At 69.9% G+C, this 17,605-nt stretch carries 20 protein-coding genes; 14 read left to right on the top strand and 6 right to left on the bottom strand.

All coding sequences use genetic code 11. The features are described from left to right. The first annotated feature begins 58 nt into the window (after positions 1-58). The 12 genes from ACZ3HQ_RS16105 to ACZ3HQ_RS16050 all read left to right on the top strand — a co-directional run bounded on the left by ACZ3HQ_RS16105 (position 59) and on the right by ACZ3HQ_RS16050 (position 8,694). Entirely contained in the window at positions 59-1,375 is a 1,317-nt protein-coding gene (locus tag ACZ3HQ_RS16105) for a sensor histidine kinase (RefSeq protein ID WP_467511315.1), read from the top strand. Positions 1,376-1,406: 31 nt separating this feature from the next. After that, entirely contained in the window at positions 1,407-1,835 is a 429-nt protein-coding gene (locus ACZ3HQ_RS16100) for a roadblock/LC7 domain-containing protein (RefSeq protein WP_467511313.1), read from the top strand. Position 1,836: 1 nt separating this feature from the next. Then, positions 1,837-2,208 carry a DUF742 domain-containing protein gene (locus tag ACZ3HQ_RS16095; RefSeq protein ID WP_467511311.1) on the top strand — a complete coding sequence of 124 codons (372 nt, stop codon included), beginning with the start codon at positions 1,837-1,839 and terminating at the stop codon, positions 2,206-2,208. Beyond that, a complete protein-coding gene (locus tag ACZ3HQ_RS16090) occupies positions 2,186-2,806 on the top strand; it encodes a GTP-binding protein (protein ID WP_467511309.1) in 621 nt (206 codons plus the stop codon). Before ACZ3HQ_RS16095 ends, ACZ3HQ_RS16090 begins: the two co-directional genes overlap by 23 nt. Then, a complete protein-coding gene (locus ACZ3HQ_RS16085) occupies positions 2,806-3,483 on the top strand; it encodes a GAF domain-containing protein (protein WP_467511307.1) in 678 nt (225 codons plus the stop codon). Before ACZ3HQ_RS16090 ends, ACZ3HQ_RS16085 begins: the two co-directional genes overlap by 1 nt. A gap of 92 nt (positions 3,484-3,575) precedes the next feature. Beyond that, positions 3,576-4,832 (top strand): acyl-CoA dehydrogenase family protein, encoded by a 1,257-nt coding sequence (locus ACZ3HQ_RS16080; RefSeq protein ID WP_467511305.1) that lies wholly within the window; start codon positions 3,576-3,578, stop codon positions 4,830-4,832. Positions 4,833-4,971: 139 nt separating this feature from the next. Then, a complete protein-coding gene (locus tag ACZ3HQ_RS16075) occupies positions 4,972-5,424 on the top strand; it encodes a helix-turn-helix domain-containing protein (RefSeq protein WP_467511303.1) in 453 nt (150 codons plus the stop codon). Next, on the top strand, positions 5,421-5,999 hold the full coding sequence (locus ACZ3HQ_RS16070; protein WP_467511301.1) for a hypothetical protein: 579 nt from the start codon (positions 5,421-5,423) through the stop codon (positions 5,997-5,999). The genes ACZ3HQ_RS16075 and ACZ3HQ_RS16070 overlap by 4 nt, the downstream gene beginning before the upstream one ends. Continuing rightward, the gene (locus ACZ3HQ_RS16065; RefSeq protein WP_467511299.1) at positions 5,996-6,574 is read left to right on the top strand and encodes a DUF6624 domain-containing protein; all 579 of its coding nucleotides are present in this window, start codon (positions 5,996-5,998) and stop codon (positions 6,572-6,574) included. The genes ACZ3HQ_RS16070 and ACZ3HQ_RS16065 overlap by 4 nt, the downstream gene beginning before the upstream one ends. 47 nt (positions 6,575-6,621) lie before the next feature. Beyond that, positions 6,622-7,464, top strand: a complete 843-nt coding sequence (locus ACZ3HQ_RS16060; RefSeq protein ID WP_467511298.1) for a Scr1 family TA system antitoxin-like transcriptional regulator — start codon at positions 6,622-6,624, stop codon at positions 7,462-7,464. A gap of 150 nt (positions 7,465-7,614) precedes the next feature. Beyond that, positions 7,615-8,094: a helix-turn-helix domain-containing protein gene (locus tag ACZ3HQ_RS16055; RefSeq protein WP_467511296.1), complete on the top strand. Its 480-nt coding sequence runs from the start codon at positions 7,615-7,617 to the stop codon at positions 8,092-8,094. Positions 8,095-8,250: 156 nt separating this feature from the next. Further along, the gene (locus tag ACZ3HQ_RS16050) at positions 8,251-8,694 is read left to right on the top strand and encodes a DUF6082 family protein (protein ID WP_467511294.1); all 444 of its coding nucleotides are present in this window, start codon (positions 8,251-8,253) and stop codon (positions 8,692-8,694) included. Positions 8,695-8,865: 171 nt separating this feature from the next. On the opposite strand, the gene alaS is transcribed toward ACZ3HQ_RS16050, so the two are convergent. The 6 genes from alaS to ACZ3HQ_RS16020 all read right to left on the bottom strand — a co-directional run bounded on the left by alaS (position 8,866) and on the right by ACZ3HQ_RS16020 (position 15,365). After that, complete coding sequence (alaS, locus tag ACZ3HQ_RS16045) at positions 8,866-11,523, bottom strand: alanine--tRNA ligase (RefSeq protein WP_467511292.1); 2,658 nt, start codon at positions 11,521-11,523, stop codon at positions 8,866-8,868. Positions 11,524-11,763: 240 nt separating this feature from the next. Further along, the gene (locus ACZ3HQ_RS16040; protein WP_467511290.1) at positions 11,764-12,459 is read right to left on the bottom strand and encodes an HAD family hydrolase; all 696 of its coding nucleotides are present in this window, start codon (positions 12,457-12,459) and stop codon (positions 11,764-11,766) included. Next, the gene (locus ACZ3HQ_RS16035; RefSeq protein WP_467511288.1) at positions 12,456-12,995 is read right to left on the bottom strand and encodes an orotate phosphoribosyltransferase; all 540 of its coding nucleotides are present in this window, start codon (positions 12,993-12,995) and stop codon (positions 12,456-12,458) included. The genes ACZ3HQ_RS16040 and ACZ3HQ_RS16035 overlap by 4 nt, the downstream gene beginning before the upstream one ends. Beyond that, positions 12,992-13,600, bottom strand: a complete 609-nt coding sequence (locus ACZ3HQ_RS16030) for an SLOG cluster 4 domain-containing protein (RefSeq protein WP_467511286.1) — start codon at positions 13,598-13,600, stop codon at positions 12,992-12,994. The genes ACZ3HQ_RS16035 and ACZ3HQ_RS16030 overlap by 4 nt, the downstream gene beginning before the upstream one ends. Continuing rightward, positions 13,597-14,493, bottom strand: coding sequence for a nucleotidyltransferase domain-containing protein (locus ACZ3HQ_RS16025; protein ID WP_467511284.1), 897 nt, complete (start codon positions 14,491-14,493; stop codon positions 13,597-13,599). Before ACZ3HQ_RS16025 ends, ACZ3HQ_RS16030 begins: the two co-directional genes overlap by 4 nt. A 44-nt stretch (positions 14,494-14,537) precedes the next feature. After that, positions 14,538-15,365 (bottom strand): aspartyl/asparaginyl beta-hydroxylase domain-containing protein, encoded by an 828-nt coding sequence (locus ACZ3HQ_RS16020; RefSeq protein WP_467511282.1) that lies wholly within the window; start codon positions 15,363-15,365, stop codon positions 14,538-14,540. Positions 15,366-15,661: 296 nt separating this feature from the next. Between ACZ3HQ_RS16020 and ACZ3HQ_RS16015 the strand changes: the two genes are divergently transcribed. Both ACZ3HQ_RS16015 and ACZ3HQ_RS16010 read left to right on the top strand, forming a co-directional pair. Continuing rightward, complete coding sequence (locus ACZ3HQ_RS16015) at positions 15,662-17,224, top strand: tetratricopeptide repeat protein (protein ID WP_467511280.1); 1,563 nt, start codon at positions 15,662-15,664, stop codon at positions 17,222-17,224. A gap of 7 nt (positions 17,225-17,231) precedes the next feature. Next, complete coding sequence (locus tag ACZ3HQ_RS16010; protein ID WP_467511278.1) at positions 17,232-17,588, top strand: ASCH domain-containing protein; 357 nt, start codon at positions 17,232-17,234, stop codon at positions 17,586-17,588. Positions 17,589-17,605 lie beyond the last annotated feature (17 nt).

The following is a 17,605-nucleotide window of genomic DNA, read 5'->3' as shown; positions in this document are numbered from 1 at the left end:
CGTCGCCGGGGCGATGCCAGGACCGACGGGGTCGGATTGGCCGGTATGGGCTGCGGTCATGGCCAGCAGCATCTTGTCCGCCTGCTTCGCCTGGCGGGTAGGGGCTCGCCAGGGCGCGGCCCGGGGCCGTGCCGTTCTGCCCGAGGCGTTGCGGGACGTCCAGGCCGCCGTCGCCCAGGTGCGGCAGGGACAGGCGCCGCAGAGTCGCCGGCCCCCGGCGGTGCCCGCGCCCGGTGAAGAGTTCGCCCAGGATCTCGCCGGGTTCGTCGCGGAGGTGTTGCGCTGTGTGACGGACAGCTCGGCTGCTCAGGAGCAGAAGGCGTTGCTGACCATCAGCCGCCGGATGCAGAGTCAGGTCAGCCAGGTGCTGGCCGGTTTCGACCGGCTCGAAGAAGCGATCGAGGACCCCGACGTCCTTCCTATGGTCTTCCGCCTGGATCACGGAGTGACGCGCGTCCGCCGCCTGGCCGACAGCTTCGCGCTGATCGGCGGCGCGGTACCGCGACGCTCCGCCCAGCCGGTTCTGCTGGACGCGGTGATCCAGCACGCCATCTCGGAGGTGGAGTCCTACCGGCGGGTGCAGCAGGTGACGAGCGTCGAGGAACTCGTGGTCGGCGAGGCGACTGGACGCCTGGTCCACCTCTTGGCCGAGCTGATCGAGAACGCGACCAAATTCTCGTCCCCCGACACCCCGGTGGATGTGCGCGCGGAGTACGTGCCGGACGGGGTAGTCATCGAGATCGACGACCGCGGAAAGCCCATGGCGCCCGACCTCATGCAGCGCCTCAACGCTCTCTTGGCCGATCCTCAGCTCGGGGACGAGTTCGTTCGTGACGGCCGCCTCGGGCTGCGCGTCGTGGCCAAGCATGCCGCCGCGCTCGGCGTTGCCATCCGGCTCCAGCGCAACATCTACGGCGCCAACACCGCCTTGGTCCTCGTCCCGAAGCGTCTCCTGCTCTCCGAGACCCCGCCGGTGCAGAAGCAACCGGCCGCGTCCTCCGCCACCGACCCGGCGCCCGACCTCAGCTCGGCCACCCTGCAGATGACCGCCGTCGCCCGGCCGCACGCGGCGGTGGGGCCGGCCCCCGTACCGGCGAGAGGCACCACGCCGTCACAGCGGCTGCCCCGGCGCTCCTTGGATCGCGCGTCGTTCACGCCGGGCCGCGCCCCTGACCTCGCTGGTCCTTCGGACGGCCGCACAAGTAACGCGCCTGCTCTGCCTGCTCGTGACCTCACTCGGTCCTACCTGACCCGGGACCTACAGGACCAGCCGCCGGCCCCGGCGCCCCAACGCGTGGCGGCCGATCCCACGGTGTTCGCGCGGTTCAACGCCGGTCGGCAGAAGGCGTCCGGCCGCACCGCGCAAGACCACTGATCTCCCCCCAACCCCCTCCTGGAGACCGACGATGAATTCCACCACCCCCTCTCAGGTCGACTGGCTGCTCAACGACTTCGTCGCCCACACCGCCGGCGCCGTCTCCGCGCTCCTGACCTCGACCGACGGCCTGACGATCGCCCACCACAACCTCGCGGACGACAACGACGCCACCGCGGGCAGGCTGAGTGCCATCACCAGCGGGGTGCACTCCCTCGCCAAGGGCGCCGCCGGGCTCTTCGACGGCACCGGCGTCAACCAGATCCTGATGGACGTCGAAGGCGGCCAGCTCTACATCATGGCCGCCGGCCCGGGAGCGCTGCTCACCGTGCTCGCCAAGAGCGACGCCGACCCCGGCATCGTCGGCTTCGAGGCGGGCCTGCTGATCGCCCGCTTCCCCGAGGACCTGACCGTCGCCACGCGCGGCACGGCCGCTGGCACGGGCTGGCCGGGGCAGTGACATGACCGCCAACGGCACCGCGTGGGGCAACGAAGCTCTGGGTGCGGTACGCCCCTTCGTCCTGGTGCGTGGGCGGGTCACCGCGACTCACTCCCTGGCCCGGCATGCCCTGCTCCAGGCCAGCGCGAACCCGCCCAGGGTGCTGCTGCAGCCGCCCCACGCCCGGGTCCTGGGCGCGTGCGGCACGGACGGTCCGCGGGCCGTGACCGAGGTTGCCGGCCGTGCCGGGCTGCCGCTGCAGGTCGTCCGGATCCTGCTGTCCGATTTGCTCGACGACGGCTACGTGGTCCACGCCATGCCCGTCGACATCCTCAACGCCGAGACCGACGTGCACATCCTGGAGAGAGTCCTTGCCGCCCTACACAACATCTGACATCGCTGTGCTGCCGCTCAAGGTCGTCATCAGCGGCGGCTTCGGGGTCGGCAAGAGTACCTTCGTCGGCGCCGTCAGCGAGATCACCCCTGTGCGCACGGAGGAAGCCCTCACCGAGGCGAGCGTCGGCACCGACCATCTGCGGGGTGTCGAGCACAAGAGCGCCACCACGGTCGCGCTCGACTACGGCAGGATCACGCTTCCGCTGCCCCCGATCCAGGTCCAGTTGCAGATGTTCGGCACTCCCGGCCAGGAGCGCTTCTGGTTCATGTGGGACGACCTCGCCCGCGGCTCCATCGGCGCGATCGTGCTGGCGGACACTCGGCGCCTGGGGGACTGCTTCGCCGCCGTGGAGTACTACGAGCAGCGCGGCGGACCGTTCATCGTCGCCGTCAACGAGTTCGACGACGGCCACCGGTACACGTCTCGGCAGATCCGCGACGCCATCAAGTTGAGCGAAAACGTCCCGCTCGTCTCATGCGATGCGCGCCGTCGAGCCTCCGCAATACAGGTCCTGATCACCCTCGTCCGGCACGCCCGCGAACGGGCCCTTACGACCACCTCATCCGCCCCGACTCGTGAATCCCAGGAAGCCTGATGCCCACCTTTAACCCCGCCAGCGGTCTCCACGACGCACCCGCCGACCCCGACCTCGCGCGGCGCAAGGCGTTGCTGCCGCAGCTCGGACTCGGGGAAGAGCGGCCACACCCGGTGCTCGACGAACTCTCCCGCAAGCTCGCGGCGGCGGCATCGGAACTGGTCGGCCACCACCAGCTCGGCGCCATGGTCAACATCATCCAGGACGGCCAGTACTTCGCCGGGCTCTACCTTCCCGCCCCGAAAGGCGGCGCCAGCCAGGCCAGCCCGCCTCCCGCTCCCAGCCTGCGCCGGATGCCGCTCAGCGAGGGCTGGTGCGTGCACACCCTGCAACGGGCCAAACCCCTACCCCTGGACAACGTCCTCGACATGCCGCGCTGGTCCGGCAACACCGCCATCACCCGCCTCCGCGTGAAGTCCTACCTCGGCACTCCGCTCATCCACCGCGCCACGGGCATCAAGCTCGGCACCATGTGCACGATCAGCACCATCGAGACCAGGTGGGGCCGTGCCGGGGTCGAGCTGATCAAGGACTACGGGGAGCAGGGTCTCGACGCGATCGACCTCATCGCCGCCGACCACGAGCAGTCGCAGAGCCAGAGCCAAGGGCACCTGCCGCCCCCGCCGTGGGCCGTCGCGACACCGGCCACACGAACACACGGCCCCGCCGGGATCTAGACCTGACCAACCGGTTTTCGCCACCCCCCACCCGGAAGCCCGCGCGGCTGACCGGCCGCCACCCCCGTGCGCTCTTCACTCAGGGAGAGGGAATGCCCCCGACGGTTCCGCCCACCGCACCACCACCCGCGCTGAGCCCGTACCTGACCGAACGGCACATGGCGTTGTGGCAGGAGGCTGATGTGTTCGCTGATGAGCAGGTCGCTCCACGCGCGACGCGCATGGAGGCTGCTCCCGGTCGGGTGGAGCGCAAGCTCGCTGACCTCATGGCGACTCAAAGGTGGTTCGCTGTCACCGTCCCGCACCGGTACGGGGGCCTGGCGGCCGGACACGTCGCCAAGACGATCCTGATCCACCGCACCTCTCGCGTCTCGGCGGCGGCCGGGGCCATCCTCCAGGCCACGTTGATCCCGGTCGGCGCGATGCTTCGCTTCGCCACCCCGGAGCAGAAGGAGCAGTGGCTGCCTCGGGTCGCGGACGGTTCGGCGCTGCTCACGATTGCCAGCACCGAACCCGAGGCCGGCGGCCACATCGGCGGGATCCAGACCGTCGCCGAGCGCAACGGCCGAGGCTGGGTGATCACCGGTAGCAAGGCCCACGTCGGCAACAGCCACATCGCGGGCGCGCACCTCGTCCTGGCCCGCACGGGGAAACGCGGAGTGCCGACCAGCCGCGCCCTGACCGCCTTCCTGGTGGAGTCCGGCCGTAAGGGGCTGACCATCGGCCGCCACCAGGCGGGCCTCGGCTTGCACGGTTTCACCGCCGGCCGGATCGATCTCGACCGTGTCCGCGTCCCCGACGGCAACATCATCGGCATGGTCGGCAAGGGCGCGGCCGTCGGCCAGAGCAGCAGCATCCTGTATGGCCGGCCGAACCTGTCCGCAATCAGCCTCGGCATTCACGACGCTCTCGTCGAGACGACCGCCCGCTTCCTCAGCGACCGGCCGCGCTACGGCTGTCACCTCTCCGACCACCCCGTGGTCAGGGGACGTCTCGGCGAGATGGAGGGTCGTCTGCGCGCCGCCCGCGGGCTCGCGTACGCGGCCGTGCACCTGCTCGATCACGGCCACAACTGCGACCCGGAGCTGATGAACGCCAAGTATCAGGGCCACAAGATGGCGTTCGCTTCCGCGAGGGACGCCATGGAACTGCACGGCGCGAACGCGTTCGCCGACCCCGTCCTACGTCGTCTGTGGCGAGACATCCCCTACACCTACGCCCCGGCCGGGACGGGTGAGGTCCAGCGTGAGCGCCTCGGAGACGCCGCCCTGAACGAGGCACCCGTTAGCTGGTCCGAACTCCTCGACTCGCCGCATCCCTGGCCCGCGGCAGGCCCCGCCCCCGCATAGACCCCCGTGCGCGGCGGCCGTTCCTGACGTCACACCGCCGCGTACGGGCCAGCCCTGCCGCCGGACCCCGCCCCCGTCGGGGCCGGCGGCAGGCACCAGACCACCCCTCTGATCAACGAAGACTCCAGGTAGACCACCGATGACCACCATGAGGCCGCCCCGGCACTTCACTCCCGGGGAGCATCGCATAGCCCGCCTCGTCGCACGCGGCCTGAGCAATGCCGAGATCGCCGACGAAGCCCACATCGTCACGACCACCGCACAGGGCTACCGCAGAGTCCTGCGCAGAAAGCTGGGCTACCCGAGGTACTGCTCCGATGCAGTCCTGGTGCACGGCCTGATCAAGGAACAGCACGTCCCCGCCCCCACCATCAGTGAGCCCGCGCCGGAGCTGAGCGGGGAGGATCTTCGGCTGGTGCGCGCCGCGACGCAGTACAGCAGGCGGCACGACATCGCGCGTGCCGCCGGGATTTCCGTCCGGTGCTATCCCCGTCGGATCGCGTCGCTGTTGGAGCGGACCGGAGCGAACAGCCTCTCCCGGCTCGTCGCCCTGGCACACTGCTGGAACCTCCTGCCCAAGGAGGGCCGGTGAACCCGCAAAAGCTCCAAGCCGCGCGGCCTTACGCGGCGTTCGAGATGCGGCCGCTGCGCACCGGTGCCGAGAGGGCGGAGGCCGCGGCGCTGGTCACCGACCGGCTCGACTGGCTCGCCCGCCGGTACCAGCCGTGCCCGGGGGCCGTGAATATCCCGGCGCTCTTCCGCCGGAAGCCGGCTATCGGCCTGTTCGAGGACGGCCGACTGCTCTGCTGCCTGATTCTCCACCGGGACGCGACGGGCCTTCATCTCCGCCACGTCTACACGGTCCCAGGCAGTGCGAGCGCGGGCGTGGCTCGGCTGCTGACGCTGTGGGCCTCGGATTACGCAGCCCGACTCGGCGTGCCGCACGTGCGGGTGGAAGCGCTGCTCGCCGGGGGTACCGACACCCCTGTCGAGCTGGTCGCACATCTCATTTCCTACGTCGGCACCCTTGGCTGGACCAGCCTCGGCACTGGCCTGGGCGTAGAGGGGGAACGCGTCCTTCGCCTGTACGTGCCGGCGGAGCGGCGCTCGGCCCTTCCGCACGTCGTCCGCTGCACCCTCCCCATGGTCGAGCGGAGCGCCTCGTGACACACCGGCCGCTCCGCCCCCACCTTGCCAGGGAGTTACTCGCCCGCGCTGATCAGGCGGCCGACCGCTGGACCCGCCACATCTGCGACGGCCTCGACGGCATCCACCTCGGCCAGGGCCGCCACCACGACTACGCCTCGGCCCAGATTCTGTGCCGCGTGGTCGCCGAGTACGGCTGGCCCGGACATCGCATGGTTGGCCCGGACGCGGCGCGTGCCGCGTGGCAGCTCGCCGTACACGGCGATGACCACCCGGGTTTCCAGCGCATCGCCGCCCGCTTTCTGCGACGGGCCGTCGCAGCAGGGGACGCGCCGGTACAGCAGTGGGTGCATCTGCACGACCGTGCCCTGCTCAGCAACGGCGAGCGCCAGGAGTTCGGCACGCAGTACCTCCTCGGCCCGGACGGCCCGTGGGCATACCCGGTGCGCGACGCCGGACACCTCGACGCTCGCCGGGCCGCAGTCGGGCTGCCTCCTGCGGATGTGGCGCTGGCCAAGCTGCGTGAGCATCTGGTCTTCGCTCCGGAGGTCGTCACGGAGGCCATCGTTCTGTCCGCCCTGGCGGGTGCCGCGTGAGCGCGCCGGCGTCCCCACCGTCGCGAGCCGCGTGCCCCATCGAGATTGTGCTGGCCGTCTACCTGCGCGCCCTGCGCAAGGCGACGGGCATCACGCGCGCGGCCGCCGCCAGAACCGCCCTGACGTCGTCCTCCACAATCGGCAGATGGGAACGCGCGGCTGCCTCGATGACGCCCCAGGACCTGGAGGCGCTGCTCCAGTCCTACAAGGTGAGCGCCCCGAGCATCGCGTACCTGGTGGGTCTGTACCCGCCCAACCCCCACAGCCAGCCGCGCCTGTCGCGTGAGGGGCTGTGGGACCTGTGGGCCGACGTGGCCGGTGACGAGGCGGTGGCACGGTTCGCGGCCGTCACCCGGATCGCCGCCGAGAGCCTGCATTACTCGATGGAACGTATCCCGCCCACGTTCCGAACGCCCGGCTACCGGTCCGCGCTCGCCGCCACCGGCGACTGCCGGGACGAGCCGGCCGGGCAGATCCCGACGCCGGACTGGCTCACGGAGGTCTCCACGCCGACCGAGCAGCGACGCACGCTGCTGCTCAGGGACACCGTCCTGCGTCAGCCCGTCGGCAGCCCCACAGTCATGGCCGGACAACTGCACCACCTGCTCCGGCTCATGAACGGCGCCATCGCCGTCGGCCCCGTGACCATCCGTGTCCTGCCGTCCACCGACAAGTCATTCGGTTCACTCGACATCGACGTATCGGAGTTCATCGTGCACGGCCATCCGGTGATCGCCGGCTGCCGCCTCGTCCCTTGGTACGAGACCCGATCCTCAACCGCCGACACCGTGCACGAGAACTTCCACCGTGCCGTCGAGCGGGCCCACGGCCACGACGAGTCGTACCACCTGATCGAACAGGCCGCGACGTCGTGGGAGGCGGCCTCGTGATCGCCGCCAGCATGCTCGCCTCGATACTCGCGACCCCAGTCATCCCGCCGATGGCGCACTTCCAGCTCCGGCCCCCCGGACAGGCAGTCGACCCACAAGCCGTAGCCCGACGAGACGGCCACCGACCGTCGTTACCTGAGGATGACCGCAATGACCACCGTTGCCCCGACCAAGGCGCTGACCAAAACTGAGCGACGTGTCGCCGAGTCTCTCGCACAAGGTCGCACGGCCCTTGAGATTGCCGACGAGACCGGCCGCTCTGTCCAGACGATCAACGGCCACCTGCTCAGCCTCCGCCAGAAGTTCGGCTGCCCGGAGCGCTGCTCGCTGGCGGTCCTCACCCACCGCCTTCTCGCCGCGCGGGAGGTCGCCTGCCCGGCCGCGACCGCGCCGGCACCAGTTCTGTCCCCTCAGGAGTTGACGCTGCTGCGGATGTGCACCAAGCGAAGCCGACCCTACGACATCGCGCGCGGCGCCGAGATCGCTGCCGCCGACTACCACGCCACGCTCGCGGGACTGCTCGACCACTCCGGAGCGGCCACCACCACCCAGCTAGTCGTTCTGGCCCACGGGTGGGGCCTGCTGAACGCCGACCGAAGCACCACGGAACCGGCTGACGTGGCGATATGAGCATCGCGCACGCCACCGCGTACACGCGGCGCCCGTTGGCCCGCTCGCCGCCACTGGCCTCTGCCACCAGCCCGGACTCGGAACAGACCGACTCGCAACTCGCCCAGAGCGCTCCTGACCCGGAAAATCCCAGACCACGTCAAGGAAGGCCCACCAATGAAGCATCGCTCCCTTGTCCTGCTCGCCGCCGTCGCGATCGGCGCGCATCTGTGGCAGCGCGAACGCGACCAGCGTCAGTTCAACGAAGTGGCCGTGGCCCGTAATCAGATCGACTCGCTCAATCAGATGATCGATCACCCCGAGCTGGCGGAGCTGTGGAGGCCGAAGGACGTGGATGCCGCGGAGTACGCGCAGCTCCTGGCCGCCAACCAGCAGCTCTGCATGCTCTCGCTCAGGCACCGGCTCGGCCTCGCACGCGGGGGCCTGCTGCGCTTCTACGCCGAGACCGTCATGAGCCGGGAGGTCAACCGCCGGTACTGGAAGCGCTTCGGCGCCCTCCGCGAGCAGGAGGCGGCGACGGATCGTCGAGCCAGGCGCTTCAACGCGGCCATGCACGACGCGTACACGGCCCGCCCGGAGACAGATCCCATCGGCGTGTGACCACGGCGCACCTCGGGGGTCGGCACTGAATTGGCTTCGAGTGGGTCGCCTTGCAGCCAGGCGGAAAAGACAGTCCGGAGGTGCTCGATCGGCTCTTGATGATGAAGCCCCTGTCCGCGCCGCGCTGATTTCGCGTCGGACAGGGGCGTTGTCATCACATGACTTTCTGACCTACTGGGCGGCGATGATGGCGGCGGCGTCTTCGGTAGCCGCCGTCAGGGCCTGGTCAAGGTTCTCGGGACGTCGACCTCCGGCGCTCGCGAGGGCGCCGGTGCCGCCTCCGCCTCCGCCGACCGCCTTGGCAGCGCGCGTGATGATCTGGGTCGCTTGGACACCCCGGTTGAGTAGGTCGGGCGAGATGGCCGCGACGAGCAGGGCCTTGCCGGAGTGCTCCAGGGCCAGCACCGTGACGCCCGGCCCGCTGGGCATGCGGGTCAGGGTGTCGGAGGCGAGTTGGCGAAGTTCGTCGGGCGTGACACCGGTGACCCTCTGGACGAGGAGGTGCCCCTGGCCGGCGGGTCGGGCCGTGGCGGCGAGCTGGGCAGCCTGAGTGCGTAGTTCGGCCGCTCGCACCTGGGCCAGTTGAGCCTGGGTGTCGGCAAGGGCATCCAGTCGCTTGCGCAGGGCCTCGGGTGCGTCCTGGGGTCGGGTGCCGAGCAGGGAGGCGAGTTCGTTCAACAGTCGGCGTTCGGAGTCGAGGTGGGTCAGGGTGCCGTGCCCGGTGAGGGCCTCGACTCGGCGGAGGTTGGCGCCGATGGAGGACTCGGAGAGCAGGCGGAACGCTCCGACCTGGGAGCCGTGAGCGACGTGGGTGCCGCCGCAGAGTTCGCGGGAGAAGTCGCCGATGTCGACGATGCGGACGGTGTCGCCGTACTTCTCACCGAACAGGGCGATGGCACCTGCGGCTTCGGCTTCGGCGCGGTCGGCGTGCCAGGCGCGCACAGCAGGATCGTCTAGGACGTGGCCGTTGACGGCGCTTTCGATCTGGCGGAGCTGGTCGGGGGTGAGGGCGGTGAAGTGAGCGAAATCGAAGCGGAGCCGGTCGGGTTCGACCAGGGAGCCCTGCTGACGGGCGTGATCGCCGAGGGTGTTCATGACGACGGCGTGCAGGATGTGGGTTGCCGAGTGTGAGCGCATCAGCCCGGCGCGGCGCTCGGCGTCCACGACGGCCTCACCCGTGGCGCCGGTGCGCAGTTCGCCTTCGAGGACGCGGGCGGTGTGGACGCGGAAGCCCTCCAGCCCGTATCGGGTGTCGGTGACCTTCAGACGGGTGCCGTCGGTGAGGGTCAGGGTGCCGGTGTCGCCGATCTGCCCGCCAGCCTCAGCGTAGAACGGTGAGCGGTCGAGGATCAGCTCGACGTCGCTTCCCTCGCTTGCGGCGTTCACGGCGGTGCCCTGGGAGAGCAGCCCGGTGACGGTGGCTTCGGCGGTGAGGTGCTCGTAGCCGAGGAATTCGGTCCGGGGCAGGCGGGAGGCCAGCTCCCGGTAGGTGTCCATCTTCCGCAGGGCTTCGGTGGTCTTGGCCTTGCCGCCGGCCTTGGCACGCCTCCTCTGCTCGTCCAAGAGGGTGGAGAACCGCTCTTCGTCGACGGTGAGTCCGGCGTCGTGGGCGGCCTCGATGGTCAGTTCCAGGGGGAAGCCGTAGGTGTCGGCGAGCTCGAACGCGGTTTCCCCGGGCAAGGCGGCCGAGCCGCTGTGCTGGGTGCGGCTGATCGCGGCGTCGAGCAGTCGGGTGCCTTGAGCCAGGGTGCGGGTGAACCCCTCTTCCTCGGCGGTGACGACCTGTTCGATCAGCGCGGCTTGGGCCGTCAGCTCGGGCCAGACGTCTCCGAGGTTGCCGATGACGCTGGCGGTCGTGGTGGGCAGGACGGGGCCGTCGATGCAGAGGAGGCGAGCGTGGCGGATCGCGCGGCGCATCAGGCGGCGCAGGACGTAGCCGCGGCCGTCCTTGGCGGGCAGGACGCCGTCAGCGATGAGGAAGGCGATGGAGCGGGCGTGTTCGGTGACGACCTGGAAGGAGGTCTTCTCCTCGCCCTCGCTGGGGGCCTGGCGGCCGGCGAGGTCCTGGACGGTGTGGAAGGTGGGCAGCAGCAGGTCGGTGGTGCAGACGTTCTCGGCGTCCTGGAGGATCGCGGCGAGTCGGTCCAGGCCAAGGCCGGTGTCGACGCCCTTGCGGGCGAGTTCACCGAGGATGGGGAAGTTGCCCTTCTTGTCGCCCTCACCGCGCTGATACTGCATGAAGACGAGGTTCCAGATCTCGACGTAGCGTTCACCGTCGATGGCGGGACCGCCCTCCTTGCCGAAGGCGGGGCCGCGGTCGTAGTTGACCTCGGAGCACGGTCCGCAGGGTCCGGGGACACCCATGGACCAGTAGTTGTCCTCCATGCCGAGTCGCTGGATGCGGGAGGCGGGTACGCCGATGCGGCGCCAGATGTGCTCGGCCTCGTCGTCGTCTTCGTAGACGGTGATCCAGAGCTTGTCCTTCTCCAGCCCGTAGTCCTGGGTCAGCAGCTCCCAGGCGAAGGCGATGGCGTCTTCCTTGAAGTAGTCGCCGAAGGAGAAGTTGCCCATCATCTCGAAGAAGGTGGCGTGCCGGTTGGTGCGGCCGACGTTCTCGATGTCGGAGGTCCGCGCGCACTTCTGGATGCTGGTGGCGCGCGGGAACGGCGGGGTCGTCTCGCCCAGGAAGTAGGGCTTGAACTGGTTCATTCCGGCGTTGGCCAGCAGCAAGGTCGGGTCGTCGGGGACCAGTGGGCTGGAGGGGACCGGGCGGTGGTCGCGGGAGGTGAAGAAGTCGGTGAACGTGTCGCGGATCTGCGTCGAGCGCATGGCTGAATGGCCTCACGGAAGGGAGTGGCGGGGAGGGGGTGGCACACACGCCGAGCCGGGCCGAGAACGAGACGACTGAGAGGGTTCTCAGTTCTCCAGCTCGGCGCAGATAGCTCGCGCCCCCATGGGCCGCACCTTTGACTCCATATCCGTGGCACACGTCGGTGGTGCAGCAGACCACAGTGCTGCTGCACCAGCCTGCTGCACCACCGACTGTAGCGGGTGCGACCCCAAGATCGCTTAGCGTGCGCGTGCCGTCGCCGTGCGCGGCGCCGGATCGGGCGTGTGGTCAAGCAGGCGGGGACCTATCTGGGCCGGGTCGTTCAGGACGGCTGCAGCCCCGGCGGCGGCGAGGGCGGCGGGGCCGGCGTAGCCCCAGCCCGCGCCGAGCGGGGTGATGCCGGCTGCGAGCGCGGCGGCGATGTCCTCGACGGTGTCCCCGAGGAACACCGTCTCGGGCGGTCGGGCGCCGAGCTTGCCGAGGGCCAGCAGGAGTCCGTCCGGATTGGGCTTCGGGGCGGCGTCCTCACGGCAGACCGTGATGTCCAGCAGGGCGAGCGCGGCAGGTGGCAGGAGCCAGGGCAGCCGGGCGCGGGACTGCAAGGTGACCACGCCGGTCGTGATCCCGGCGTTCTTGATCGCCTTCAGCCCGTCCAGCACACCCGGGAACAGGCCGATGCCCGCCGTGTTCTCCGTGGCACCGGTGGCGGTGGCCAGAGCGGCGTCCCATCCTGTCTGACACAGCTCGTCCGGTGCGGCGACGCCGAGACGGGCCAGCACCTCGACTCGGGGCGTTGTCGTGGCATCCGCCGGAAGGTCCGTGACGGTGACGCGGCGGCCGAGGGCGGCCGTCGCGAGGCCCGCGAGAGTGGCCAGCACGGCGCGCCTGCTGTCCAGGAGGACGCCGTCCATGTCGAGCAGCACGGTCCCGGTCACGATGCCGCCCCCTGGCTGGCGGGCAGGTCGACCTCGGTGAGCAAGGGGTGCAGGGTGACGCCGTTCTCACGCAGCCGCAGCCTGCCACCCAAGGGCCGCTCAAGTACGCAGAGCGCCGTGGCGACGGGGGCGCCGACGGCCCGCAGTACCCGTGTCATGGCGGTGAGTTGCGTGCCAGAGCGAACGACGTCGTCGACCAGGACGACCCGTTGCCCGTCGACGGAGGCTCCCTCGACCTGCCGCATGGAGCCGTAGCTCTTGGGCCTCGGCCGCAGGAAAGCGGTCGGCAGTCCAGTGACGGCCGACAGCGCTACGGCCAGCGGGATGCCGCCTAGCGCGATCCCGGCCAGCACCTGCGTGTCCTCGGGGACAAGGGGTGCCATGGCGGCGGCGACGTCGCGCAGCAACTGCGGATCGGCGGCGAGCCGGTACTCATCGAAGTAGGAGTCCAGGACCTGCCCGTCGGCCAGCGCGAACTGGTCCGGCACGCAGGCTGCGGCGGCGACCCGGGCCGCCAGCGTGGTGGTGGTGCTCATGTGTCGCGCTCCTTCCCTCTAATCAGGTGGTGGAGCTGGGTGGTGAACTCCGGTGCGGAAGCGACGGGACGCAGGAACCCCAGCGGTCGGGTGGGGGTTTCGACCAGCCACTTCTCCTGCTTGAGGAAGTCGAGCAGCGCGAGCGCGGTGTGGCCGACGACCCAGACGGGGATCGGGCGGATGTTTCCCGCGTAGTACAAGGCGGCGGTCAGTTCGTGCAGGGTGCCGACTCCTCCGCCCATCGCCACCACGACATCGGCCGAGCCGAGGTAGTGGTTGAGGCGGGCGCCGATGTCGGGCAGATAGACCTCGGTGGTGACGTACGGGTTGAAGGCGCCCCACAAGGGGTGCTTGTCCGCCAGCGTCACCGCGGTGACCGTGCCGCCCTTGGTCGCGGCGCCGCGCGCCACGGCCTCCATCAGTCCGTTGTATCCGCCGTGCAGCAGCGCGAACCCGGCGCCGGCCAGCGCCTCCCCGATCTCCTGCGCGAGCTGCTCCTCGTCGGGGGAGGCGGGGACGACTCCGCCGAAGAACACCGCCGTCAGCTCCCGGGGCCCGCCCCGGCCGTCGGCCGGGGCGGGAAGGGGGCGGGGCTGGGGTGTCACGCCAGCTCCAGGTAGGTGCGGTAGGCGGTGATGGGGTCGGACAGGCCGCTCAGGGCGTCGGGGCACGCCCGCTCGGTGAGCGCGAGAACCCGGGCCAGGGCGGCGTCGACGTCCTCGGCGTCCGGGACGGCCGGGGCGCTGATCGCCGCGCCCAGGTCCGCCAGGCAGGACCGGCCGATCGGGGTAAGTGCCAGCTCCTCCTGCAACTGGTACCAGCCCCAGAAGAGCGAGGTCGGGGCGAGCGCGGCCTTGATGAGGTCCTTCGTCGCGGTGTGCAGCATGTGCCACTCGGCGTAGGCGATGAACCGCTGCCCGCGGCGGATGCGCTTGTGCAGCATCAGCGTCAGCACGAGGTGCTCGATGACCAGTTCGGTGCACGAGCGCGGCCGGGTCGCCAGGCCCGTGATGTAGCGGTGCGCCTCGTCGATCTGGGTGATGGTGATCTCGGCCGGCGGTCGGTCGAGAAGCACCTTCCATCCGACCGTCTGGCGCAGGACGGTGATCTGGGAGGCGGGGGCCAGGTACAGGTCCACCTGCTGGAGCTTGCCCTCGTGCTGGACGAGGAAGACGAAGCCGATCCCGCCCAAGTCGGCGACGATCTTGTCCCGCCACCCGGGCAGCAGGGCTCCGCCCGAGACCGTCATCAGGTCGTCCAGAGCGGCGATGAAGGCCGGCAGGTCTCGGTCGTGGATACCGACGACGAAGTCCACGTCCGAGAGCCGGTCGGCGGTGCCGGCGGCGAGCGAGCCGCGGACCAGCAGGTGGGTGACTGCCGGGGAGGCGGACAGCAGCGCGGCGATCCGGCTCAGGAGCGGCAGTTGCACGGGGCGGTTGGCGTCGGTGACGGCGTCCAGGCGCAGTTCGTCCGAAGCCGGGGACACGGCGGTGGGCATGAGCAGTCCTTCCGAGCTGGAGTGACGGGAGGCGAGGGAGCGCGTCACGCGAGCGCGAGGAGCTTGGACTTCGCGGACGTCCAACGCCTGTTCGCCTCGCTGTCACCGCGTGCGGTGTGCAGGGCGGCGATCAGGTCGTAGGCGGTGCCCTCGGGCAGGGCGTAGGAGTAGAACAGCCGCAGCAGCATCTGCTCGGCGGCCTCGACGTAGCCCAGGTCGGCCAGACTCCGGGCGGCGGCGATCTTGTCGGCGAGCTCCGCCTGCGAAGCCTCCGGGAGCCGCTCGGCGTGCGCGGGCTCCTGCGCCTGTCCGGTCAGGCGGGTGTACGCGTCGTCCGCGTACACGTCCGCGATCAGGTGGATGCGGTCCGGGCCGAGCAGGTTGCAGACTCCGTGCGCGTAGGTCGGCGTCAGGCGCCAGATCCACCCGCCGGTCATGTGGACCTTGGTGCCGCCGGTCACCAGGAACGCGGAGGAGTTGGTGTGCAGGGGGATGTGGAGCCGGTGGCGCTCGACGTGGTCGAGCTCGTTGTAGTCGCGGTGCTCCCACAGGAACGAGTTCGGCGCCAGCCTGGCGAGGCGGACCCACATGTAGTTCAGCCCCAGCCCGGCCAGCAGACCGGCGGTGGCCGGCATGTGCTGGAGCAGGGGGGTCGGCTGGGCCGTGCCGTCCGTGATCAGGACGTCGGCGGCGTCGCGGGAGGTGTTCATCAGCGACGTGGTCCACCAGCCGCCGGACTGGAACTCGCCGTACTCGGCCGTCCAGGGCGCGGGGGCGGTCAGGGCCTCGTGCCGCATACGCTCGATGAGCGAGGGGTCAAGCCGCTTCATCTGAACGATCTGCTTCGCCAGGGCGGTGGTCGGTACTTCCATGGTGGCCCTCTCGATCTCGTCACCCGGTTCGCCTGCTCCGGGTGAAATGGATGGGGGTCTGGAGGGCGCCGCAGGCGGCCGGATGCCCCGAACTCCCTTTAGTCAGGCTCATGTTCAAAGTCCTCGGCCGAACGCGGCGCCGTGACTAGAGTGGTCGGACCCGGTCAGCGCAGGTAGTGAGAGCCGACCGCCCCCTGTGGGCGGCTGGGCCGCCCATGGCGACAGAGAAGTGACTGGGATGGCCAGCACGTGTGACGCGCCCGGCGTCCACCCTGTCCCTGTGGGGGAGAAGCCCGATGAAGACCGCGGAAGAACAGCACCTCAGACCCGTCCACGGCATCTCCTGCGGTAAGGCCCTACGCGAGCGAACCCTCGGTCGGTCCGGTTCACCCGACCCGGTCCCGCCGACCCTCGTCGCGGCCATCGCCGTCGAGATCGAAGCGCACTGCGGACACCGCCGCATCAAGTGCTATCGCCTGGCCATGGGATGGACCGTTGCGCAGGCTGTATCCGCTGCTCGCCGGCTCGCCGAGGACGAGCAACTTCCCCGGGTGGGAATGGTGTCCGAGCGGTCCTGGAAGGACTGGGAGGCCGGCGGGCTGCCCATTCCCGACTATCAGGACCTGCTGTGCCGCCTGTTCGCCACCAACCCCGTCACTCTGGGACTCGCCCGCGACTACTCACCTACGCAGGTGGACAGTGCGAGCGATTCGCTTCGAGACCGTGAGCCGGATGGGGGAACACTCTCTGGAGAAGACGACGCTCCCGCGAAGGCGGGCGCGGAGACCATCTCGGAGGTGAGCTCAACGAACCGTCGAAGCGCGGTACAACTCGCCGGACTGGCCTTGGCTTCTCCGGCCGCCGCAGTACAAGTCCTCACAGAAGCCGCTGCAGAGGTACTCGAATTCACCCGGCAGGCCGAAGCGACATCGCTCGGATCAGGGACTCTCGACCATCTTGACCTCGCGGTTACCGAGTTCAATCGGGCCTACTCGCTCAAGCCGCCGCAGGCCGTCTTCGACGCCGTGATGGACTACCGACGCAAGGTCAACGTCCTGCTGAAGGGGAGCCACACCCACAAGCAGGAGCGCGAGCTACTCGCCTTCGCCGGATGGCTGTCCGAACTCTTGGCGTGGCTCGCCCACGATCTTGGGGACGCGCGCACCGGGCTCGCGTTCGCCACCGACGCCTTCGTCCACGGACAGCAGTCCGGCCACGGCGAGTTATGCGCGTGGGCGATGGACGCTGCCGCATCCATCAACCTCTACGAGCAGCGGCCCGGGAAGGCGCGCGATGCAGCGTTGAAGGGACTGATGGAGGCGCCGACCACCCATCCGCTGACCGTGCGGCTACACGCCCAGGCCGCCCGCGCTGCAGCGAGTGACGGCGACGCGGACGGCTTCACCGTCGCGTTCCAAGCTGCCGAGGACGCGCATCGGCTCCTGCCGGTGCGCGTACCGCGGCGCTTCGGTATGGACGTGTTACCGCTGGCCGACTATGCCCTCACCTCGTACCCGGCGACCGCACTCGTCTGGCTCGGCCAGGGCGAGGAGGCGCGGCGGTACGCGGAGCAGGCTCTGGCCACCTACGAGGCGGCCCCGGCACCGTCACGATCGCCGAGCCGTGAAGCCATCGCCCGCATAGACCTTGCCCTCGCTCACGCGCTCCTCGGTGATCCGGAGGACGCCATCGCACTCGGCCATCAGGCTCTCGACTCCGCCCGCGTCGTTGACTCGGTCCGTCACCGCGCGGGCGACCTCACGTCCTACCTCGCCCGCCGGTATCCCCGACAGTCAGCCATCGAGGGCCTACGCGAGCGGTTGACGGCCACCACCCTGCCTGCTCCCGAACCAGCGTGAAAGGACCATGATGACCGACTCCCCCGCACAGCACGCGCTCAACCTGCGCAAGCCCTACTTCGACCTCATCTTGTCCGGCAGCAAGACCATCGAGATTCGCGTCGGCTACCCCAAGATCCGCAAGATGGCAGCCGGAGACAACCTGACCTTCAACTCCGGCGGTGACTCCCTTCTCACCCGCATCACGGGCGTCAAGGAATACACGTCCTTCGAGGAGATGCTGGACTCCGAGGACAACGCCGCGATCGGAGAACTGGGCATGACGCACGGGGAGCTGCTGGCTGCGTGCCGAGACATCTACCCGGCTGAGAAGGAGGCCCTCGGCGTCTTCGCCATCCACCTCACGACACAGCCACGCGGATAGGCCACGCCCGGTCCTTT

It is taken from the genome of Streptomyces sp. NPDC018263 (assembly GCF_055562575.1).
This window is presented reverse-complemented; position numbering and strand designations above follow the sequence as displayed.